Source organism: Streptomyces sp. GLSS-08 (assembly GCF_056387915.1).
Genome location: NZ_JBWJAQ010000008.1, coordinates 195,257 through 215,282, shown reverse-complemented (window position 1 = coordinate 215,282; position 20,026 = coordinate 195,257). Strand labels below are relative to the sequence as shown.

Sequence of the window (20,026 nt, the reverse complement as noted above, 5' to 3'; positions counted from 1 at the left end):
GGCGCGCCCCCGGCCGTCACGGACCCGGCCCGGGGTCCGGCCTCACCGGGTCGGTGATGCCGGCACGGGCCGCTTCGAGCTGGGCGGCGAAGGCGATGCCGAGGAAGAGGGCGACACCGGTCAGGTTGGCCCACAGCAGCAGCGCGACGAAAGCCGTCAGTGGCCCGTACAGCGCGCCGAAGGAGCCGCTCTCGGCGACGTACAGGGCGAGCAGCCAGGTCGCGGCGACCCACAGCACCAGATGGACGGCCGAACCGAACGCGAGCCAGGTGTAGCCCGGCTGGACCCGGCGGGGCGCCCAGCGGAAGATCACCGCCGAGGCCACCCACGCGAGCGCGACGCCCAGCGGCACCTGGGCCGCGCTCCACCAGTCGAGGCGGTCGATGGGCCAGCCGAAGGCCTGCACCACCGACTCCCCGACGGCCTCGCCCGCCACGAGCACGAGGAAGCCCAGCACCATGGGCATACCGGCGGCGAGCGCGAGCAGCAGGGACCGGCCGTACTTCCGCAGGAAGGGCCGGTCGCGCTCGATGCCGTAGATCCGGTTGGCGCCCCGCTCGACCTGCGCCATCGCCGAGGCCAGGTTGAGCACCGCGAATCCCAGGCCCAGCCACATGGCGACCGCGCTCCAGATCCCGGAACCGGCGCTGTGCCGCGTCTTCGCCAGCGCGTCCTCGACCAGGCCGCTGCTGGCGCCCGGCACGATCCGGCCGAGGGTGAGCTCGATGATCCGCCCGACGCTCTCGGTGTGCACCGTGGTGGCGACGCCGACCAGGGCGATGGTGAACGGCACCATGCCGAGGACCACCTGGAAACCCATGGAGCGCGCGCTGGTGAAGCCGTCGGCGTAGCGGAACCGGGAGAACGCGTCCATGAGCAGGCGGCGGCCGCCGTAGTGCCGCAGCGCGGTCAGCGCCTCGTCACCGGACAGCTCCTCCCCGATCATGTCCCGGGTCTGCGGGACGTGTACAGCGGTCCCCATGGCGCGCGTCTCCTCGTGTCGTCCGGCCGGCTGTGGCGGGCGGGCCGCCCGCCGGGAGCACGGCCCGCCCCTCGGTCTCCCCCGCGACGCGGGATTCAGCCGCTCCGCAGGACGATCACCTGAGACAATCGGAAGAGTACTGGTGTACGACCGGGTGCCGGGGACGTCGGAGGAGCTTGTGCCACTCAGTTCACAACCGCTTCGGAAGCTGGGCTTCCTGACCCTCGGTCTGTTCGACGGGGCCGACCCCCGCCGCGGTCACGAGGCGACCCTGGACCTCATCGAGCTGGGCGAGCGGCTCGGCTTCGACAGCGCGTGGGTGCGCCACCGCCATCTCCAGTACGGCATCTCCTCCCCCCTCGCCGTCCTGGCCGCGGCCTCGCAGCGCACCCGCCGCATCGAGCTGGGCACGGCCGTCATCCCGCTCGGGTGGGAGAACCCGCTGCGGCTGGCCGAGGACCTCGCGACGGTCGACCTGCTGTCCGGGGGCCGCCTCAACCCCGGTGTCAGCGTCGGCCCGCCCATGCACTACGACCGGGTCAAGGACGCGCTGTACCCGGACACCGCGGACGCGGAGGACTTCGGCCACGACCGGGTACGGCGGCTGCTGGACTTCGTACGCGGCGAGCCCGCCACCGGCTTCAGCGGCACCGAGGGCTTCGAGGTGTTCTCGGACCGCGTCCAGCCGCAGTCCCCGGGGCTCGGCCGGCGCCTGTGGTACGGCGGCGGCGGCCTCCGGTCGGCGCGGTGGGCCGGCGAGAACGGGATGAACCTGCTGACCAGCAGCGTCGTCAAGGCGGAGGAGTCCGAGGACTTCGCCGAGATCCAGCTCTCCCACGTACGGGCCTTCCGCGCCCACCACCCCGACGGTGCGCGCGCCCGCGTCTCCCAGGGGCTCGTCGTCATCCCCACCGACAGTGCCTCGGCGGAGCAGCGCGCCAGGTACGAGAAGTACGCGGCGGGGCGGCTGCCGCGGACCGCCGCCCCGCAGGGACCGGCACGGCTGATGTTCGCGCCCGACCTGGTCGGCAGTTCGGCCGAGATCGCCGAGCGGCTCCACGCCCACGCCGCGTTCCGGGAGATCGACGAGGTCGCGTTCGCGCTGCCGTTCACCTTCGGCCACGAGGACTACGTCCAGATCCTCACCGACATCGCCACCCGTCTCGGTCCTGCCCTCGGCTGGTGTCCGGCGGCCTGACGGCGGCGTCCCGGGCGTCGCCGCGCGGTCCGAACTGCGGCGTGGTTGTCTGCCGTTCATGCAGACATGGTCAGGACGCCCCTACCCGCTCGGTGCCTCCTACGACGGCTCCGGTACGAACTTCGCCCTGTTCTCGGAGTGCGCCGGGAAGGTCGAGCTCTGTCTGATCGACGACGAGGGCAGCGAGCGGCGCGTCACCCTTCCCGAGGCCGACGGAGGGGTCTGGCACGGCTTCCTGCCCGACGTGCGTCCGGGGCAGCGCTACGGCTACCGCGTGCACGGTCCCTGGGACCCCGCGGAGGGCCTGCGCTGCAACCCGGCCAAACTGCTCCTGGACCCGTACGCCACGGCGGTGGACGGCCAGATCGACGGGCACCCCTCCCTGGCCGGGCACCGCCCTGACGATCCTGGGCGGCCGGACGAACGCGACAGCCTGGGCCATGTGCCCCTCGGTGTCGTGACCGACCACCGGTACGACTGGGAGGGCGACCGTTCACCCGACCGGCCGTACCACCAGTCGGTGATCTACGAGGCCCACGTCAAGGGCCTGACCCGGCTTCACCCCGACGTGCCCGAGGAGATCCGCGGCACCTACGCCGGTCTGGCGCACCCCTCCGTCGTCGGCCATCTCCAGCGGCTCGGGGTGACGGCGGTGGAACTGATGCCGGTGCACCAGTTCGTCCAGGACGGCTTCCTGACCGGCCAGGGCCTGTCCAACTACTGGGGCTACAGCTCCATCGGGTTCTTCGCCCCGCACAACGCCTACTCCTCGGCGGGCAGCCGGGGCGCTCAGGTCGACGAGTTCAAGTCGATGGTCAAGGTCCTGCACCGGGCCGGCATCGAGGTGATCCTCGACGTGGTCTACAACCACACCGCCGAGGGCAACGAGAACGGGCCGACCCTGTCGTTCCGCGGCATCGACAACCGCACCTACTACCGTCTCGTCGACGACGACCCGGCCCACTACTTCGACACCACCGGCACCGGCAACAGCCTGCTGATGCGCCATCCCAACGTCCTCCAGCTGATCATGGACTCGCTGCGGTACTGGGTCACCGAGATGCACGTCGACGGTTTCCGCTTCGACCTCGCCGCGACGCTCGCCCGCCAGTTCCACGAGGTGGACCGGCTGTCCGCGTTCTTCGACGTGGTGCAGCAGGACCCGGTCGTCAGCCGCGTCAAGCTCATCGCGGAGCCCTGGGACATCGGCGACGGCGGCTACCAGGTCGGCAACTTCCCGGCGCTGTGGAGCGAGTGGAACGGACGGTACCGCGACACGGTGCGCAGCTTCTGGCGCGGGGACGAGCACACGGTCGCCGAGCTGGCGGGCCGGCTGCTGGGCTCGTCCGACCTGTACCAGCGCGACCGCCGGCGGCCCCGCGCGAGCGTCAACTTCGTCGTGGCCCACGACGGTTTCACCCTCCGCGACCTCGTCTCCTACAGCGAGCGGCGCAACGAGGCCAACGGTGAGGGCGGACGCGACGGCGAGAGCGACAACCGGTCCTTCAACTGCGGGGCCGAGGGCCCGACCGACGACCCGGGCGTCCTGCGGCTGCGGGCCCGCCAGCAGCGCAACCTGCTGACCACCCTGCTGCTCTCGCAGGGGGTGCCGATGCTCGCCCACGGAGACGAGTTCGGCCGCACCCAGGAGGGCAACAACAACGCCTACTGCCAGGACGACGAGGTCTCGTGGGTGGACTGGGACCTCGACGAGGAACAGCACGGCCTGCTGGCCTACACGCGGAAGATCGTGGCGCTGCGCCGGGCGCACCCCGTGCTGCGCCGGCGCCGGTTCCTCCAGGGTCCCGCCTACGGCACGCCGCCCGAGCGCGCGGACGTGGTGTGGCTGCGGCCCGACGCGTACGCCATGACGGACGAGGACTGGCTGCGCGGCGACGCCCACGCGCTGGGTGTCTATCTGTGCGGCGACGCCATCAGTGAACGCGGCCCGGAGGGCGAGCGGTTGAGCGACGACTCGTTCCTCGTGCTGTTCAACGCCTGGCACGAGCCGGTGGAGTTCCGGCTGCCGTCCGCGGCCTTCGGCGACCTGTGGCGGACGGTGGCCGACACCGCCGATCCCGCCGGCGAGGAGGCCGACGAGACCGAGTTCAAGGCGGGGGTGCGGCTGACGCTGGACGCCCACAGCCTGCGCGTACTGAGCCGCCCCCACCGGGGCCCGGGCGCCTGACCGACGGCTCCCGCGGACCCCGCGGCCCGGCGTCCGCGGGACAGGGCCGAGCGGCGCGAAGCCAACTGGTCCCACAGCTGTCTTCGCGCCGCTCGGGGTTCGAGGGGTGCCCGTGGGGCCTGGTCGCCCGGACGTCAGCGGGTGGCGGTCACGGGTTTTCCATCCGGCGCCGGTCCTGGTCGTCCCACTTGCTGGTGTCGCGCGGCTCGGCGTACGGCTCCTCCTCCGGGGGATGCCCGCCGGCCACCGCCCGCTGGCGCGCCGTCTCCGCGTCGAACTCCAGGCCGAGCAGGATCGCCAGGTTGCTGATCCACAGCCAGACCAGGAACACGATGACGCCGGCCATGGTGCCGTAGGTCTTGTTGTACGAGGCGAAGTTGGACACGTAGAACGCGAAGCCGGCGGAGGCGATCAGCCAGATGACGAGGGCCAGGAGGCTGCCGGGAGTGATCCAGCGGAAGCCGCGGACCTTGGCGTTGGGCGTGGCCCAGTACAGGATCGCGATCATGACGATGACCAGGACGACGAGGACGGGCCACTTGGCGAGCGACCACACCGTCAGCGCCGTGTCGCCGATGCCGAGGGCGGCGCCCGCCTGACGGGCCAGGCCGCCGGTGAAGACCACGATCAGGGAGCTGATCACGGCGAGGACCATGAGCACCACGGTCACACCGACGCGCACGGGCAGGACCTTCCACACCGGACGCCCCTCGGGCATGTCGTAGACGGCGTTGGCGGTGCGGATGAACGCCGCCACGTAGCCGGACGCCGACCAGACCGCCAGGACCAGGCCCAGGATGGCCATGAACGAGCCGGTGCCGCCGTTGCCCTGGAGCTGGTGGACGGCGTTCGTGATGATGTCCCGGGCGGACCCCGGAGTCAGCTGCTTGAGGTTGTCCATCAGCTTGTCGGTGGTCGATTTGCCGGCCACACCGAGCAGGGACACCAGGACGAGCAGGGCCGGGAAGAGGGACAGCACGCTGTAGTAGGTGAGAGCGGCCGCACGGTCGGTCAGCTCGTCGTCCTTGAACTCGCGCAGCGTGCCGCGCATCGCCGCCTTCCACGACTGCTTCGGCAGCTTGGTGGGACTGTCCGGCGCCCTGCGCTCCACGCTCGGGTCGGGCCCGTAGCGCTCGTCGCCCCCGGTGCCCGCCGCGGACGGTGTGCCGGCCTCCCCGCGCGATCCGTCGGCATGATCCCGTGACTCGTCGGGACGAGCCTCGCGCTCTTCGTGATGAAAACCAGGTATCCGCGCCATGAGCACCGAGTAACCGCGCCTGCCGCACTCACACGCCCCGCTACCCGGTGACTTCCCGGACGTGGGGCACGACGCGGGTCAGCCGCAGGACACCCCACAGGATCAGCGCGCCTCCGATCACCTCGGGCACGAGCCACCAGCCGGTGCGCACGCTCTCCCCGAACAGGGTGATACCGAGGACCAGGCTCACCACCGCGTCCCCGACGGTCAGCGCGGGCTGCGACGCCGCCAGCGAGCCGGCCTGCAGCGCGTTCTCCAGCAGCAGGACGGCACTGACGCCGGTCAGCGCGAACCCGTAGGTCTGCCACTCGCCGAGGAACGCGCGGAAGCCGTGGTCGGCGAGCGTACCCGTCGCCGACTTCAGCAGGGCCGCGGTCAGAGCGTTGCTGACGGCCGACGCGGAGCCCAGCACGGCGGCCCGGAACAGCGGCGGACGCCCTGGGCGGGCCAGCACGACCGCCGCCGCCATCGCGCCCAGACACAGCACCAGGGCCGGGATCCACCGCGCCATGCTCGCCTGGTGGCGGGCCCCGCTCGGAGCGGCCGCGCCGAGGAGCAGGGCGAGACCGCCGACGACTCCGGCGACGCCCCACCAGCCCGGACCGGGCAGCCGCCGGTGCAGCAGCGGAACCGCGATCAGCAGGGCGAACGGCAGCTCCAGGATGAACAGCGGCTGCACCAGGGCGAGCGGCCCGTTCACCAGGGCCAGGGCCTGGAACAGCGCGGCCCCTACCACTCCGGCGATCCCGATCAGCCAGGCCGGGCGCCGGGCCAGCTCCAGGATCAGCCGCAGACCGCCGCCGCGCGCGACCGTGGACGCCGCCTTGCGCTGGAAGGCGGTGCCCACGGCGTTGCTGGCGGCTCCCAGAACGGCGAACAGCGCGGCCAGCTCGATCACTAGTCCACCATGTCCCTTCCGTGGGACCGGCGCGGGCCGGCCCTGTCCGACCCGCCCCGCCGGTCTCCGCCGCCGGTGGCCTCAGCCGCCGGGATCCGCCAGCAGGGGGCCCAGCGGCCCGAGATCGAGGTTGAGGTCGCTGCGCTCCAGTCCGTGCCGGGCACACAGATCGTCCATGCGGACGTCGAGCAGCATCAGGGCCGTGCCGAGGCGGTCCTCCTGTTCCGCGCTCAGCGTGCCCTCCTCGAAGCGGCGCACGGCCTGGCGCTCCATCAGCTGCCGGACGAGTTCCACCACGGTCAGCACCAGGGCGGCCAAATCGTTCGCGACCCGCTCGGGATCGAGGTTCAGCGCGTCGGTCCGGGGCGGCGCCGTCACAGCGGCCCGCTGTCCGACCACGGGGCGGGCACCCTGTCGTTCACCGACGACAGCAGGGCGTGCAGTGAGATCCGTACCAGCGGCACGTCGGCGATCGCGAGGACCAGGTCGCCGCTGACCACGACGCCGGTGGCGAGCACCCGGTCCAGCAGGTCTACGAGGGGCACCCCGATCGGGGCGTACGGTTCGGCGCCGTCCCACGGAACCGGGGTGTGCACGGCCTCGCGCAGGTGCGGGGCCGTCATGCGCCCACCCCGCCTTCCGAACCGTCCGGGGTGTCGTCCAGCTGGGCGAAGGAGTAGGGGATCCAGGGCCCGGACTCGTCGATCTCCAGACCGCGGTACCGCTCGTCGGCGCGCAGCCCGTCCAGGGCCCGGGCGAAGGCGGCCCGCTGTCCGTCGTCGACGAGGTAGGCGGCGTTCAGGAGCTGCGGGGTGCTCCGGCCGGTGAGCTGCTCGCTCTGGGTCCTGTGCCGTGTCGCGGCGACGACGTGCCGGCGCAGCTCCAGGTCGAGGGCGTGGGCGCGGGCGAGGGCGTCCTCGCGCCGGACCCGCTGGGCCCGCTGCCGGGCGCTGGCCCGGGTCAGGTAGGCCCGGCCGCCCGTGGCGGCGTTCTCCGCTCCCGCCTCCGGCGCCGGGGAGGGATCGCCGTCGTGCTCCGCCGTGTGCACCTTGACCGCCCACTCGGTACGCCCCCGCAGCCGGTCGAGCAGCGTGCGCACCGCCGCTTCCCGGCCGGCGAGCGCCTCGGCGGCGTTGCGGTCGCTGAGGTACAGGGTCGCCAGCGGCAGTGGCACCACAGGACCGTGGCCGGCTGCCGCCTGTACGCCGCGGTGGTGGGCCCGCGCGCAGCGTTCCAGCTGGTAGCGGTCGTTGAACCGTTCCGTCAGGGCCTCCTTGCCGAAGGCCTCGGCGGGGACGTCCTGGACGACCAGGGCCAGCGACCCGGCCCGCAGGACGCGCAGCGGTCCTCCGCCGTCCTGCCCGGCGACCCCGGCCAGCACGTCGTCGGGCGGCGGCGTGCGGGTCACGGCGAAGAGGTAGGTGACGGCGGGCCCGGCCGGATCCCGTGCCGCGAGGGCCCGCGGATCCCGGTCCGTGTCGGGGGGTTCGGGCTCGCGTTGTCCGGCGACGGCAGCCCGCGGCTCGGGAGCCGGTCGCACGGGGGCCTGCGGCACGTCCTGGGGCCGGCTCATCGGGTGCGCTCCTCTTCGGCGTCGCGGCTCGTCAGGGCGTCCAGCCGCGCCCGCAACTGCGCGTTCTCCTCGGCGAGCGCGTCACGCCTGGCGTGGGAGGACAGCGCCGGATCGGTCTCCCACCAGTCGATGCCCGCCTTCTTGGCGGTGTCCACGGAGGCGATGAACAGCCGCAGACGGATGGTGAGCAGTTCGATGTCGAGCAGTTCGATCTTGATGTCGCCCGCGATGACGATGCCCTTGTCGAGCACGCGTTCGAGAAGGTCGGCGAGGTTGCCCGTCACGGGCCCGGCGGACTGCGGGGCCGGGCCCGTGTTCCAGCTGCTGACGTCGGTCACAGTGCTCCCAGGTGATCAGCGACGCGCACGGGACCGGCGGCGGGGCTGGTCCTCTTCGTCCTCGTCGTCCTCTTCCTCGTCCTCTTCGCCCTGGTCGGCGTCCTCCTCCTCGTCGTAGGGCTCCTCGTCCTCGTCGTACTCGGCGTCCTCGTCGTAGCCGTCGCCGTCCTCGTCGGCCTGGTCGGCGCCTTCGGCGTCCTCGCCGTCCTCGGCCTCTTCGTCGGCGTCCTCGGCGTCCTCGGCGTCCTCGTCCTCGTACGCGTCCTCGGCGCCGTCCTCGTCGTCAGCACCCTCCTCGCCCTCGGCGTCCTCGGCGTCCTCCTCGCCCTCGTCGGCGCCCTCCTGTTCGCGGCGCTCTTCCTCCTCCATGGCGTCCTCGTGCGACGTGACGACCTCGCCCTCGCGGATCTCGCCACGCCAGCCCTCCAGCTCCTCGTCGCCGTGCAGGGTCACATGGCGGGCGAAGTGCTTGAGGTCCAGCCGGATACGGCGGCCCACGGCACGCCAGATGTTGCCGGTCTTCTCGAAGAACCCGGCCGGGTAGTACTCGATGACCAGGACGATCCGGGTGAGGGTGGGGCCCAGCTCGTGGAAGGTCACCGCGCCGCGGGTGCTGCCCTTGGCACCGTCGGAGGTCCAGACGATCCGGTCGTCGGCCACCTGTTCCTGGACGGTCGCCTTCCAGCCGCGACTGGACGGACCGATCTTGGCCTTCCAGTTCGACTCGGTGTCGCCGGACTTGCTGACGCTGCGGACACCCTTGGTGAAGCTGCTGAAGTCCTCGAACTGCGTCCAGTGGTCGTAGGCGGTGCGCACCGGGACGCCGACGTCGATGCTCTCGACGATGTTCGTCGCCTTGATGCTGCTGCCCTTCTTCGAGCCGCTGCCGCCCTTCTTGCCCGTGACCTTCTCGACGATGTTGTCCTTGACGCTCTTGCCCTTCTCCATCATCAGGGCCTTCACCGGCGAGTCACCGCCCATGACCCGTTTGGCGACCCCGCCCAGCAGACCCGCGCCGGATCCCTCGGCGGTGTCGGAGAGGTGGCCGGTCAGATCACCCAGCTTGTCCTGGGCCTTGTCCGCGAGTTTGCCGCCCATCGCCCCGAGATATCCGGTCAGGGCATCCTTCAGGTCGTCGACGGGTGACTTCTCCTGCGTGTTAGCCATTTCCGCTCACCTCCCCCGCCGCGCGCCGGAGCCCCGGCCGCCGCCGGCGGATCTGCTTGTCTGACGCGACTGGTTGCTTCCGGACGGGCGCGCGGTCTTCTTCGCCGCACCGCCCCCTCCGCTGGTCTTCTTCGCCGGTGCCGTCTTCTTGGCGGCGGACTTCTTCGCGGGAGCCTTCTTGGCGGGCGCCTGCTTCGCCGCCGACTTCTTGGCGGGTGCCCTCTTGGCCGCGCTCCTGGCGGGCGCGGCCTTCTTGGCGGGCGCGGACTTCTTCGCGGGAGCCTTCTTGGCGGGCGCCTGCTTCGCCGCCGACTTCTTGGCGGGCGCCTTCTTGGCCGCTGCCTTCTTCGCCGGGGGCGTCTCGGCGGCCTTCTTGCCCGCCGCCTTCTTCGCCGGGGCCGAGCCGGTGGACTTCCTGGCCTGCTGTCCGGCCGGGGCCTTGCGGGCAGCGGCCTTCTTGGCCGGTGCCTCCTTGGCGGGGGTCCTGCCGGCCACCCTCTTGCGTGGTGGCGGCGCCTGGCGGCTCGCGGACCTCTTCTCGCTCCGTGACCTCCTGCGCTCGTCACGGCCGTGCCGGGGCCGCTCCGAGCCGCGCTTCCTCTCGGGCTCCTCGTCCTCGTCCGGCTCCTCGTCCTCGTCGGGACCCTCTTCTTCTTCCTCTTCCTCTTCCTCTTCTACGTCCGGCTCCGCCTCCTCGTCCGGACCCTCTTCCTCTTCCGCCGGCTCCGCGCCCTCGTCGGGGCCCTCTTCCTCTTCCTCCTCCAGCTCCGCGTCCTCGTCGGGCGGACCCTCTTCCTCTTCCTCTTCCTCTTCCTCCAGCTCCGCGTCCTCCTCGGGCGGACCCTCTTCCTCCTCGTCGGGCTCCTCGTCCTCGTCCTCCTCCGGCCTTCTCCCCTCGCCCCTCCCGGCGCCCTCGTCCTCTTCGTCCTCCTCTTCCCCTTCCTCTTCCTCCTCTTCCTCGCCCTCTTCTTCGTTCTTGTCGGTGTCCTCGTATCCGTCGTCGTCGTACTCGTCGGATTCGTCGTACTCGTCGTCGTCATCCCGGCGGCCCTTGCCGGCGGAGTCGGCGAGTGCGTCCGTACGATCGCGGAGCATGTCGCTGAGGGTCGACAGACGGCGGTTGGCGGCAGCGGAGACCGCCGAGCGTCCGACGCTCAGCAACTCGCCGCGAACCTGCTCGCTGAGGTCCTGGAACTGCGGTGTCTCCTGGAGTTTGGCCAGTCCCTGGTTGAGCAGCTGGCCCGGCGAGAGGCTGAAGCGCCGTCCCGCGAGATAGGTGCCGATGGCGAAGGCGACCTTGGCCTTCCTGGTGCGTCCCAGGACGTACCCGCCGGCCACGGCGGCCGCCATGGCCGCTTTGGTGCTGTCGTTCATGCGTGCCTTCCCAGTGAAGAGGCCACGGTCGGGGGTGCGCAGCCCAGATAGCGGACGGGTTGGTCGAGGAGATCGAGAAGACGCTCCTCCTCCTGCTCGAAGGTCGCCTCGTCGATGACGCCCTCGTCCAGGTCGCGATTGAGCGCGGCCAGGCGTGACTGGACCGCGCGCGGGTCGTGGGCCTGCCGCTCGGCCTCCTGGAGGAGGTGGTCGGCGACCCACAGGGTGGCGCGCACCGGGGCCAGCGGGAGCAGCAGCACGCCGCTCACGAGACCCACGGCGTCACGCCCCGGCCGCGGCGGGCGCGGTCTCGACGAAGCTGTAGCAGGGCAGGGGGCCGGTCACACTCAGTGCCAGCCGGTCCCCGAACCGGTGCGCCAGTTCCGCGACGGCTTCCCGGAACCGCTTCTCGTCGGCGGCGCGCAGCAGGAACGACGTGCTCAGCACATGGGTGTCGTCGAGCGCGCCCCGGACGGTCCGTTCGGCGAACGGCGCCAGCCGGGCGAGGGTTTCGCGCGCGGCGCGCTCCGCCTCCTGGCGCACGGCGCGGGCGATGGCCTCACCGAGGCGCACGTTGGCGTCGTAGTCCGGCCTGCGCCGGGTCCGGCGGGCCAGGTTGCGCAGTCCTTCGTCCTGGTGGACGAGGCGGGCGAAGTAGCCCGGGACGGTCGCGCCCTTGAGGTTCATCTCGATTCGCCCCCTGACGGCGTCGAGCTGCGCCGACAGATGGGCCTGCCCGTCCCGCAGCTGGGCGCGCACAGCCTCGGCGTCACGGGTGAGGACGGCGAACTGCATGGGGATGACGGGGCCCTGGGCCGACAGTTCGCCGAGGACGGCCTGATGGGCCATCAAGTCGCGTCGCCGTGCCCGTAGTCGACCGGGGGCCGCCGAGACGGCGGCACACAGGCCGGACTCGGTCAGCAACCGCACCGGGGCACCGCCCACACCGAGGGCGCGCGGCGCCCTGACGGGGGCGGGAGCGATGCCGTAGACGTACTGGGCGTCGAGGGCCGCGGAGGTCGTCGCGGTCACGGTCAGCCCTCCTCGTCCGTGCGCCGGCGGGAGCGGGAGCGGGGACGTTCGTCGTCGTCCCGGTCACGGCCGGCGGTCCTGCGGCGTTCGCCGGCGGGGCGGCGACGCGGACGCTCCTGCCGCTGCTCGCGCTCCTCGCCCTCGTCCTCGGCTTCGTTGTCGTCGTCTTCCTCACCGGGGCTCAGGGCGCCCTTCACCCGGTCGGTGAGCGAGCGGGCCGTCTTCTTCGCGCCCGCCTTGCCGACGGCGCTGGCGACCGGGCCCCCGAACAGCTCGGGGACGGTCTTGCTGCGCGCGTCGTACTCCAGATCGAGGCGGTTGCACGCCTCGGCGAAGCGCAGATAGGTGTCGACGCTGGCCACGACGATCCGGGCGTCGATCTTGAGGATCTCGATGCCGACCAGGGAGACGCGGACGAAGACGTCGATGACCATGCCGCGGTCGAGGATGAGTTCCAGTACGTCGTAGAGGGTCCCGGCGCGCGGTGCGCACACGACCTCGTCGCTGTAGGTGGTCATGCGGCGGTCCTTCCGGATTGCGGGGCGAGGTGGCCGTTCACTGGTCCTGGGCACCACGCCGGTAGCGGGCGACGCGTCGGTACTGCAGCAGTTCTCCCGACGGGTCGAGCTCGACCTCGTAGGTGGCGAGCAGGCTGGTGGTGTCGGGGATGCGCTCCACCTCCAGCACGTCGACGTTGACGAGCCAGCCGTCGTCCGCGCTGCGGGAGACCGCGGAAACGCCTTCGAGGCGGTGATGGATGAGTGCGGTCAGCGCGTCCGCGGCGCGGTGCGCGGCGTCCTGTGCGCCGCGCACCTTGCGTCCGCGTGACTCACGCGTCGTGGATGAGGACGTGCTGCGCCGCCGCTCGCCGGTTTCTGCCATGCCTCCACTCTTGGCTCAGAACCGGCGCGGGCGCGTGCTCAGATAGACCATCCGTGCGGGCGCGGGCACGGTGAGTGGTCACGCCGGCGGGCCGGAATGCCTCGGCGGACCTCTGTCAGCCGTCCGTCCGGGGCCGCAGGACGACCTTGTCCCCAGGCTGGGGCAGCGGCGTGCTGCCGCACGACGGGCCCCTCCCGAGGTGTGCATGCACCCGGGCGCCACACCTGTCGGCGCCCGGGTGGGCATGGCGGACGGCATCGTGTCACCGGACGGGCACCTGACCGGCCGCGGTTTCCGGGCGGACGAGCCCTGTGCCCCCGTCAGCGGCAGGCTGCTCCTGCCGATGCCGCCAAAGGGCATACGGCTCGGTGGCGCGGGGCGCGTCGCCGTCGGGCCCGGCGAGGCGCGGCGGCGGAGCCCCGGCCTGTGCCGCAAGGGCCGAGGGGGCGTTCACGCCGGAGGGCGCCGTGGCCGGGCGCGCTCGTGGCGGTCGCCGCCGTTCCCCGGTCGGTCCCCGTCGTCGGACATCGCTGCCCCGGGCGCGGATCGGCGGCTACGGCCACGCCGACGCGGATCCAGGGCCACCGGACGCCGGTCAGCGGCCCCTTTCGGCACCGCCGTTGACCTGGACGATCTGTGCGGTGACCTGGGAGGCCGACGGGGAGCAGAGCCACTGGACCGTGCCGGCGACGTCCTCGGGGACACCCGCACGGCCGGTGTGGGTCTGGCGCACGAGCAGGTCGTGCCGGGCGCCGGCGTGCCCCTCGGTGCCGAAGAACTCCGTCTGTGCGATGTAGCCGGGCGCCACCGCGTTCACGGTCACGCCCTGCGGCCCCAGGGCGGCGGCCAGGTCGTAGACGTACGGGTGCAGCGCCGCCTTGGCGCCCGCGTACGAGCCGGCTCCCGAGCCCCGGTACGCGGCGATCGAGCTGATCATCACGATCCTGCCGCCGGGAGAGGTGATCACCGGGCGGAGCGCCTCGGTGAGCAGGACGGCGGTCAGGACGTTGGCGCGGAAGTTCTCCGTCCAGTGCCAGGATGCTCCGGCCGTGCCCTCGTCCGCTCCCTCGGGGGCACCGATCAGGACGTTGCCACCGGCCGAGTTGACCAGGACGTCCACCGTCCCGTGGGCGGCCCGCAGTTCGTCCCGTACGCGATCGGCCTCCTCGGGGAGCGTGAGGTCGGCGGGCAGCGCGCGTACCTGGCCGCCCTGTTTCGTGTGGCGTTCGGTGAGTTCCCTCGCCGTGCGGTTCAGCACGTCCTCCCGCCGTCCGATCGCGACGACCTGGGCGCCCTCGGCGGCGAAGGCCGCGCACACGGCACGGCCGATGCCGGTGCCGCCGCCGCTCACTACCACGGTGCGTGTCATGGAAAGCCTCCGAGTCGGGTCTGCCGGGGTCGGTCAGGTCAGGGCACGACGGGCGCCGGAGCGGACACCCCACCGGTGGACGAGCAGGGCTGCGCCGCCCACCGCGACGGAGTCCCAGGGCGCGGGCACCTGCCCGGAACCGCCGGTGGAACCCACGGCCGCCGCGACGAAGAGCAGCAGAAGGTAGCCCAGGAACCAGGCGCCTGACCGGAGTTCCGCTGTCAGCCGGGCTCGATCCTGACGGTACCTGACGGCGAACAGGATGACGGCGGCCGGCATCAGGGGGATCGCCGCGCGCAGGTGGTGCCAGCCGGCCCAGTGGATCAGCTCCGTGGAGACCACGAACCCGGCGGGCGCGATCCACCCCATGCCCCGCATCCGCCAGGTGAGCGCCTCGTGGTCCGTCGCGCGGAAGGTGCTCACGGCGACGGAGCAGGCCGCGTAGGTCAGCAGGGAGAGCACCCCGACCACGCCGATGATCTCCTGCCAGCCGCGGAAGGGGACGAGGAAGACCGTGGCGAGGACGAAGTTGGCGAGCAGGGTCCGCCGGGGGACGCCGGACGCGGGGTGCACGGAGGCGAAGAAGGCGGGCAGGACGCCGTTGCGTGCGGCTGCGTACGTCTCGCGGCTGCCCGAGGCGACGAAGATGCCGGCGGCGCCGGTCGGCGAGAGGACGGCGTCCGCGTAGATCAGGGTGGCGAGCCAGCCGATGTTGAGTGCCAGCGCGAGCTGGCCGAAGGGCGAGTCGAAGTTGAGCCCGTGCCAGCCGCCCGCCAGCCAGTCGGCCGGGACCGTGACCAGGAAGACCAGTTGGAGGACGGTGTAGAGCACGATCGCCATGACGATGGCCGTGACGACGGCACGCGGCAGGTCGCGGCGCGGGTCGCGGGCCTCGGCGGACAGCTCGATGGGGGCCGCGAAGCCGTTGAAGGTGTAGATGATGCCCGCACCGGCCACGGCCGAGAGCGCCGCCGACCAGCCGTACGGGGCGACACCGCCGCCCGCCTCGATGCTGTCCGAGTCGAAGCCCGCGGCCACCAGGACGGCGATGGTGACCACCGGGACACCGAACTTGAAGACGGTGAGGGCCGTGGTGATCCGGGCGAACAGGCGGACGCCGAACCAGTTGAGGAGCGCGAGCACTGCCAGGAGCGCGACGGCCGCGGCGATGCCCCGCGCCGTGAGCCGTCCGTCCCGGTACAGACCGGGGACGTAGTGGCCGGCGTACTGCGCGATGGCCGACGCCTCGGCGGCCAGGGCGCTGGCGACGGAGAGCAGGACGGCCCAGCCTATGGCCGTCCCCACCAGGGGCCCGTTGGCCTCCAGGGGCCAGCGGACCATGCCGCCGGCCCGGGGGCGCGTCGCGCCGAGCTGTACGAGGACCAGGCCGACGAGCATCATCGCGGCGCCCGCGAGAGGCCAGGACAGCAGTGCGGCGGGGCCCGCCGTCTGCGCGGCGTAGTAGGCGCTGAAGAGCCAGCCCGACCCGATCATGCCGCCGAAGGCGATGGCGGTCAGGCTCCATCGGCCCAGCTCACGGCGGAGCCCCTCCTCGGGCGGAGTGGCCTGCGGTGCGTGCTTGTTCAGTACGGGGGGCAGGGGCGGTGCGGACATGTGTGGTCTCCGGGTCGGGTGGTCGCGGTCGCGTTTTGGGGCAGGCGCGAGCCGGCCGCGGTGCAGGCCGGGCCCGGGCGCACGGACGGGTGCGCCGGCGCATGAGGGGCCTGGGCGTGTGCGCCGGGCGGGCTACGGGCGCGTACGGGCTCGGGTGTGCTGGGCTGTCGGGGCGGGCGGGGTGCGCCGTCAGCGCGGGGAGCTGGACGCGGGGGTGGGTTCCTCGTCGTGCGGGGCCGGGCCGGGCACGGGCGTACGGCGGGCGAGGAGCACGAGCAGGGAGGCGAGCACGATCGCCCCGACCGCGAACGGCAACGCGGGGTCGACCTGGTAGAGACTGGTCGCCGCGAGCGGGCCTAGCACCAGGGTGAGAGCGTTGACGGAGGCGCTGAGTCCGGCCGCGCTGCCCTGTTCGTTGGCCTCGACGCCGAGGCTCATCGCCGAGTTGTAGCCGGGGATGGCGAGACTGTGGCCGAGCCCGGACAGGGTGACGGCGGCCAGGAAGACCGGCAGCGAGTCGGCCACGCAGATGACGACGAAGGCACCCGCGGTCAGCGGCACGCCCACGCGGAGAAGGCGCTGCGGCCGCCACGCCAGCCTGGGGATGATCACGCCCTGGACGACGAGCATGGGCAGGCCGCCGGCCAGGAGCACCATGCCGGAGAGCTCCACCGTCCGCGCCGTGGTGAGGTCGAGCCGGTCCATCAGCAGGAATCCGATGCTGGACTGGAGCAGGCTGGTGGAGAGGTAGATGCCCGCGCCGGACACCAGGAACCGGCGGATGCGCGGGTCCAGCGGGCTGAGTCGCCCCGGTGCCGCCTTGCGGTCCGTGTGCCGTTCCTCGGCGGGCAGCCAGACCCAGACCACGACGCCGACTAGGCCGATCAGCGCGGGCGCGGTGTACAGGGCGGGGAGCATGCCGAGGTCGCCCAGGAGGCCGCCGAGCCCCGGCCCCAGGACGAGCGCGAGGCCGATGGCGGCGCCGACACGCGCGATCCCCTTGACCCGCTCCTCCTCCTCGACGGTGGTGTCGGCGACGTACGCCTGCGCCGCGACGGGCAGGGCCGCGAGGGAGCCGCCGAAGAGGATGCCGCGGGCCAGCAGCAGCAGGACGAAGACGGTTGTGGCCCCCAGGACGCCGCGCAGGCCCAGATGGGCGAAGACGGCGAAGGCCGCGAGACCGAGGGCCGCGCCGAACAGCGCCACGACCATGAGGGGTTTGCGGCCCCACGCGTCGGCGCGGCGGCCCCACAGGGGGCTGACGAGCGCGACCACGGCGGCGGACGCGCTCATCACCATGCCGTACTGGAACTCGCTGATGGACAGCTCCCGCGCGAGCGGCGGCAGGATCGGAGTCAGGATCTGCTGGCCCGCGTACCCGCCGAAGACAGCGAGGTGGAGGAGGCCGACGCCCCCGGCCTTCCGACGTGTGGTGGCCATGGTCACTCCTTCGAAGCGCCGGGTACGGGTGGGACGTCGACGCCTCGGGGGCGCAGCCGGAGGTCGCCGAGCGTGTCGGACACGTCCCGGGCCGCCGCGATGAGCGCCCCCTCCCGGTGCGGGCCCGCCACGAGCTGCATGGCCACGGGCGCGTCGGACGCGGGGTCGACACCGGTGGGAAAGGTGATCGCGGGGAGTCCGGCGAAGCTGGCGACGGGGGTGAAGCCGATCTCCCGGTCGTAGCGGGGATCGCCCGGTACGGGGATCGTGGAGGCGGCGGGGGGCACCGTTCCGCGCGGCCGGGGCAGTGCCGGGTCGAGCGGCAGCAGCCAGGCGTCGACGCCCCGGTCGGCGAAGTGGGCCGGCAGTGAGGCACGCAGCCGCGTCATCCGGTCCCGGATGACGGCGTACTCCTCGTCCCCGACGTCGGCGCCGGCGCGCAGGGCGGCGAATGTCGAGTCGAGGAGGTCGTCCTCGATGTGGGCGCGCCAGTGCTGGAACCCGTCCCAGGCGTCGCGGGCGCACAGTTGCCAGGCGTCGGCGCGGCAGTCCCAGAGCTCGCCGAGGTCTGCCTCGGCCACGTCGTGCCCCGCGGTGCGCAGGAGTTCGGCGGTGCGGGCGACGGCCCGGGTGATCTCCGGGTCGAGCACGCCTGGGCGGCTCAGCTCGCGTGGGACGCCGACCCGCAGCCGGCCGCCGGTGGGCACGGGCCCGCCGAGCCCCATGTGCTGCCAGGCGAAGGCCAGGTCGTCGGCGGTGCGCGCGACCCAGCCGGGCGCGTCCATGGCGGGCGAGAGAGGAAAGACCCCGGGCAGGTTGCGCGGGTGATGGGTGACGCGCAGTCCGACGACGCCGCAGCGCCCGGCGGGCCAGCGCACGGAGCCCAGAACGTCCGTGCCGAGTGAGACGTCGCAGATGTTCGCGGCCACGGCGACCGCGGAGCCGGTGCTGGACCCGGCGGGGTCGATGTGCGGGAAGTACGGGTTCACGCATCCCGAGCCGACGCCGATGTTCAGTTCGGTGGTGACCACCTTGGCGACGACCTCGGCGTTCGTGACGTCCCGCAGGACGGCGGCCGTGGTGCGCGGGTGGTGCCGGTAGTGGCGCAACCCGAGCCGGGTGGCGAACCCGTGGACGTCCACGGTGTCCTTGACACCGAGCCGCAGGCCGCCGGTCGGTACGCGCAGTTCGGCGCAGGCCCGGTAGTGGCCGTCGGCACAGGCCGCCCAGTGCGCGGCGCCGGCGCGGAACTCCTCGGCGCCGATCTCCCCCGCGGCCAGGAGGCGGTGGCGCTCGGACAGGGGCAGGGCGAGGACGTCGGGCAGGGCGTCGCCGGCGGCCGTCGTGCCCAGGAAGTCACTGATCGCCCGGGGGGTGGTCGCGGACGCAGGTGTGGCAGCCGTCCGGGGTGCGGGGACGGCCGGGCCGGTGTCGGGTCGGATGCTCATGACAGTTCGTAGAGCCCCTCGCCGTCGAGGAACCGCAGGGTTCCGTAGTCGCGGAGGACGACCTCGGCGACCTCGTGCCGCAGGTTGACGATCATGGGGTAGGTCAGGTCGTCGACCGTGGGCCGGATCTGGCCGCCGGGTTCCACGAGGGGACGGATCTCGTGGAGGCTCTCCAGGTTCCCGATGGTGTCCATGTGCCGGATCCGCTTCAGTGTCCCGGACTTGGGCGAGATCATGGCGACGGAGGCGAAGTGCTGTTCGACGACGTAGTCGGTCAGGCGGCGCTCATGGAAGCGCTCCGGCGCCACGTAGGCGTCGACCGTCCAGTCGATCTGCGAGGAGCCGGTGCCGAGGCTCGCGTAGTACGGGATGTCACCGCCCGCGATCCGGGCCCCGGCCTCCACCAGGCAGGGACCGTCCGGGGTGAGTTTGACCTCCAGATGGCCGGGGCCGTGCCGGATGCCGAGGGCGTCGAGGACCTCCTCGGCGTAGCGGCCGAGCACCGTGCCCTCGGGCGAGCGGCGGGCCAGCAGGTGCACCGAGTCGCAGAGGTCGAGGACGCCGTTGGCGGTGATGCGGGTGGTCTTCCAGATGTCGGTGACGTGGTGGTGTCCGTCGCGGCTCACGGTGTTGACGACGTATTCGCCGCCCACCAGGTACTCCTGGGCGACGACGCCTTCGTTGTCGACGGAGAAGAAGTTCTCGGCGCGGGCCAGCGCCCGGTAGGCGTCGACCGACTGGTCCGGGGTGTCGCAGAAGTGGATGCCGTCACCGCCCGTCGAGCGGATCGGTTTGACCACGACGCGGCGGCCCAGCTTGGTGTGCCAGTCCCGCAGTTCCGCCTCGTCGGTGACGAGGATCTGCTCGGAACCGTGGACGCCGGCCTTCTTGACGGTCTCCACCATCGTGTACTTGTCGCGGCGCGCGGGGCTCAGGGCCGTGCCGTTGGTGGGCAGGGACATGGCCTCGCTGAGAACGTCGGCGAACTCGACGCCGAACTCGCCGCCGGGCACCACCGCGACGGGTTCGTACGCGGACACGGCGCGCACGGTCTCCGCCAGGTCGCCCCGGTGCACGATGTTGGCGGCGTAGTTGTCGAGGCTGAAGGTCGACCGGTACACCTTCGGCACCTCGGGAGTGCTCTGCACGCGGACGCAGGCGTATCCGGCCTTGACGAACTCCGGGGCGAGGCGTCGGGTGGGGTGGTAGGCGTCGACGATGACGACGTGGCCCTTGACGGACATGGGGGGCTCTCCAGGGTGCGT

The 20,026-nt window shown here is 72.5% G+C and carries 20 protein-coding genes; 2 read left to right on the top strand and 18 right to left on the bottom strand.

All coding sequences use genetic code 11. From position 1 onward, the window contains the following. Window positions 1–16 precede the first annotated feature (16 nt). Window positions 17–982: a YihY/virulence factor BrkB family protein gene (locus AC0ZLC_RS16835; RefSeq protein WP_476752768.1), complete on the bottom strand. Its 966-nt coding sequence runs from the start codon at window positions 980–982 to the stop codon at window positions 17–19. Between the two features lie 178 nt (window positions 983–1,160). Here AC0ZLC_RS16835 and AC0ZLC_RS16830 point away from each other — a divergent pair, with 178 nt between their 5' ends. Both AC0ZLC_RS16830 and glgX read left to right on the top strand, forming a co-directional pair. Then, window positions 1,161–2,180, top strand: a complete 1,020-nt coding sequence (locus tag AC0ZLC_RS16830) for an LLM class flavin-dependent oxidoreductase (protein ID WP_476752767.1) — start codon at window positions 1,161–1,163, stop codon at window positions 2,178–2,180. A gap of 58 nt (window positions 2,181–2,238) precedes the next feature. Then, on the top strand, window positions 2,239–4,368 hold the full coding sequence (gene glgX / locus AC0ZLC_RS16825) for a glycogen debranching protein GlgX (RefSeq protein ID WP_476752766.1): 2,130 nt from the start codon (window positions 2,239–2,241) through the stop codon (window positions 4,366–4,368). Between the two features lie 148 nt (window positions 4,369–4,516). Here the strand turns inward: glgX and AC0ZLC_RS16820 are convergent, their stop codons facing one another. The 17 genes from AC0ZLC_RS16820 to AC0ZLC_RS16740 all read right to left on the bottom strand — a co-directional run bounded on the left by AC0ZLC_RS16820 (window position 4,517) and on the right by AC0ZLC_RS16740 (window position 20,005). Then, entirely contained in the window at window positions 4,517–5,626 is a 1,110-nt protein-coding gene (locus AC0ZLC_RS16820) for a YihY/virulence factor BrkB family protein (RefSeq protein WP_476752765.1), read from the bottom strand. 40 nt (window positions 5,627–5,666) lie between these two features. After that, a complete protein-coding gene (locus tag AC0ZLC_RS16815) occupies window positions 5,667–6,524 on the bottom strand; it encodes a DMT family transporter (protein ID WP_476752764.1) in 858 nt (285 codons plus the stop codon). A gap of 81 nt (window positions 6,525–6,605) precedes the next feature. Next, complete coding sequence (locus AC0ZLC_RS16810; protein ID WP_476752763.1) at window positions 6,606–6,923, bottom strand: gas vesicle protein K; 318 nt, start codon at window positions 6,921–6,923, stop codon at window positions 6,606–6,608. Further along, complete coding sequence (locus AC0ZLC_RS16805) at window positions 6,899–7,147, bottom strand: gas vesicle protein (RefSeq protein WP_476752762.1); 249 nt, start codon at window positions 7,145–7,147, stop codon at window positions 6,899–6,901. Before AC0ZLC_RS16805 ends, AC0ZLC_RS16810 begins: the two co-directional genes overlap by 25 nt. Next, window positions 7,144–8,097, bottom strand: a complete 954-nt coding sequence (locus tag AC0ZLC_RS16800) for a GvpL/GvpF family gas vesicle protein (protein WP_476752761.1) — start codon at window positions 8,095–8,097, stop codon at window positions 7,144–7,146. Before AC0ZLC_RS16800 ends, AC0ZLC_RS16805 begins: the two co-directional genes overlap by 4 nt. Next, window positions 8,094–8,435: a gas vesicle protein gene (locus AC0ZLC_RS16795; protein ID WP_476752760.1), complete on the bottom strand. Its 342-nt coding sequence runs from the start codon at window positions 8,433–8,435 to the stop codon at window positions 8,094–8,096. Before AC0ZLC_RS16795 ends, AC0ZLC_RS16800 begins: the two co-directional genes overlap by 4 nt. Before the next feature lie 15 nt (window positions 8,436–8,450). Next, window positions 8,451–9,602: an SRPBCC family protein gene (locus AC0ZLC_RS16790; RefSeq protein WP_476752759.1), complete on the bottom strand. Its 1,152-nt coding sequence runs from the start codon at window positions 9,600–9,602 to the stop codon at window positions 8,451–8,453. A gap of 6 nt (window positions 9,603–9,608) precedes the next feature. Then, a complete protein-coding gene (locus tag AC0ZLC_RS16785; RefSeq protein ID WP_476752758.1) occupies window positions 9,609–10,976 on the bottom strand; it encodes a histone protein in 1,368 nt (455 codons plus the stop codon). After that, window positions 10,973–11,254, bottom strand: coding sequence for a gas vesicle protein GvpG (locus AC0ZLC_RS16780; RefSeq protein ID WP_476752757.1), 282 nt, complete (start codon window positions 11,252–11,254; stop codon window positions 10,973–10,975). Before AC0ZLC_RS16780 ends, AC0ZLC_RS16785 begins: the two co-directional genes overlap by 4 nt. A 4-nt stretch (window positions 11,255–11,258) precedes the next feature. Further along, window positions 11,259–12,008 (bottom strand): GvpL/GvpF family gas vesicle protein, encoded by a 750-nt coding sequence (locus AC0ZLC_RS16775; RefSeq protein WP_476752756.1) that lies wholly within the window; start codon window positions 12,006–12,008, stop codon window positions 11,259–11,261. 2 nt (window positions 12,009–12,010) lie between these two features. Next, on the bottom strand, window positions 12,011–12,526 hold the full coding sequence (locus AC0ZLC_RS16770) for a gas vesicle structural protein GvpA (RefSeq protein ID WP_476752755.1): 516 nt from the start codon (window positions 12,524–12,526) through the stop codon (window positions 12,011–12,013). A 37-nt stretch (window positions 12,527–12,563) separates the two neighbouring features. Further along, the gene (locus AC0ZLC_RS16765) at window positions 12,564–12,890 is read right to left on the bottom strand and encodes a gas vesicle protein GvpO (RefSeq protein WP_476752754.1); all 327 of its coding nucleotides are present in this window, start codon (window positions 12,888–12,890) and stop codon (window positions 12,564–12,566) included. Window positions 12,891–13,485: 595 nt separating this feature from the next. Continuing rightward, entirely contained in the window at window positions 13,486–14,259 is a 774-nt protein-coding gene (locus tag AC0ZLC_RS16760) for an SDR family NAD(P)-dependent oxidoreductase (RefSeq protein WP_476752753.1), read from the bottom strand. A 33-nt stretch (window positions 14,260–14,292) separates the two neighbouring features. Next, window positions 14,293–15,873, bottom strand: a complete 1,581-nt coding sequence (locus tag AC0ZLC_RS16755; RefSeq protein ID WP_476752752.1) for an APC family permease — start codon at window positions 15,871–15,873, stop codon at window positions 14,293–14,295. Window positions 15,874–16,062: 189 nt separating this feature from the next. After that, a complete protein-coding gene (locus tag AC0ZLC_RS16750; protein ID WP_476752751.1) occupies window positions 16,063–17,313 on the bottom strand; it encodes an MFS transporter in 1,251 nt (416 codons plus the stop codon). Window positions 17,314–17,315: 2 nt separating this feature from the next. Next, window positions 17,316–18,761: an amidase family protein gene (locus AC0ZLC_RS16745; protein ID WP_476752750.1), complete on the bottom strand. Its 1,446-nt coding sequence runs from the start codon at window positions 18,759–18,761 to the stop codon at window positions 17,316–17,318. Then, window positions 18,758–20,005, bottom strand: a complete 1,248-nt coding sequence (locus AC0ZLC_RS16740; protein ID WP_476752749.1) for an ATP-grasp domain-containing protein — start codon at window positions 20,003–20,005, stop codon at window positions 18,758–18,760. Before AC0ZLC_RS16740 ends, AC0ZLC_RS16745 begins: the two co-directional genes overlap by 4 nt. Between the last annotated feature and the right edge of the window lie 21 nt (window positions 20,006–20,026).

Excerpts from the sequence above, each read along its gene's own strand:
- AC0ZLC_RS16755 (WP_476752752.1), bottom strand. The coding sequence starts at position 15,873 with ATGTCCGCACCGCCCCTGCCCCCCGTACTGAACAAGCACGCACCGCAG.
- AC0ZLC_RS16765 (WP_476752754.1), bottom strand. The coding sequence starts at position 12,890 with ATGGCAGAAACCGGCGAGCGGCGGCGCAGCACGTCCTCATCCACGACG.
- AC0ZLC_RS16820 (WP_476752765.1), bottom strand. The coding sequence starts at position 5,626 with ATGGCGCGGATACCTGGTTTTCATCACGAAGAGCGCGAGGCTCGTCCC.
- AC0ZLC_RS16745 (WP_476752750.1), bottom strand. The coding sequence starts at position 18,761 with ATGAGCATCCGACCCGACACCGGCCCGGCCGTCCCCGCACCCCGGACG.
- AC0ZLC_RS16770 (WP_476752755.1), bottom strand. The coding sequence starts at position 12,526 with ATGACCACCTACAGCGACGAGGTCGTGTGCGCACCGCGCGCCGGGACC.
- AC0ZLC_RS16805 (WP_476752762.1), bottom strand. The coding sequence starts at position 7,147 with ATGACGGCCCCGCACCTGCGCGAGGCCGTGCACACCCCGGTTCCGTGG.
- AC0ZLC_RS16800 (WP_476752761.1), bottom strand. The coding sequence starts at position 8,097 with ATGAGCCGGCCCCAGGACGTGCCGCAGGCCCCCGTGCGACCGGCTCCC.
- AC0ZLC_RS16785 (WP_476752758.1), bottom strand. The coding sequence starts at position 10,976 with ATGAACGACAGCACCAAAGCGGCCATGGCGGCCGCCGTGGCCGGCGGG.
- AC0ZLC_RS16835 (WP_476752768.1), bottom strand. The coding sequence starts at position 982 with ATGGGGACCGCTGTACACGTCCCGCAGACCCGGGACATGATCGGGGAG.
- AC0ZLC_RS16790 (WP_476752759.1), bottom strand. The coding sequence starts at position 9,602 with ATGGCTAACACGCAGGAGAAGTCACCCGTCGACGACCTGAAGGATGCC.
- AC0ZLC_RS16750 (WP_476752751.1), bottom strand. The coding sequence starts at position 17,313 with ATGGCCACCACACGTCGGAAGGCCGGGGGCGTCGGCCTCCTCCACCTC.
- AC0ZLC_RS16760 (WP_476752753.1), bottom strand. The coding sequence starts at position 14,259 with ATGACACGCACCGTGGTAGTGAGCGGCGGCGGCACCGGCATCGGCCGT.
- AC0ZLC_RS16740 (WP_476752749.1), bottom strand. The coding sequence starts at position 20,005 with ATGTCCGTCAAGGGCCACGTCGTCATCGTCGACGCCTACCACCCCACC.
- glgX (WP_476752766.1), top strand. The coding sequence starts at position 2,239 with ATGCAGACATGGTCAGGACGCCCCTACCCGCTCGGTGCCTCCTACGAC.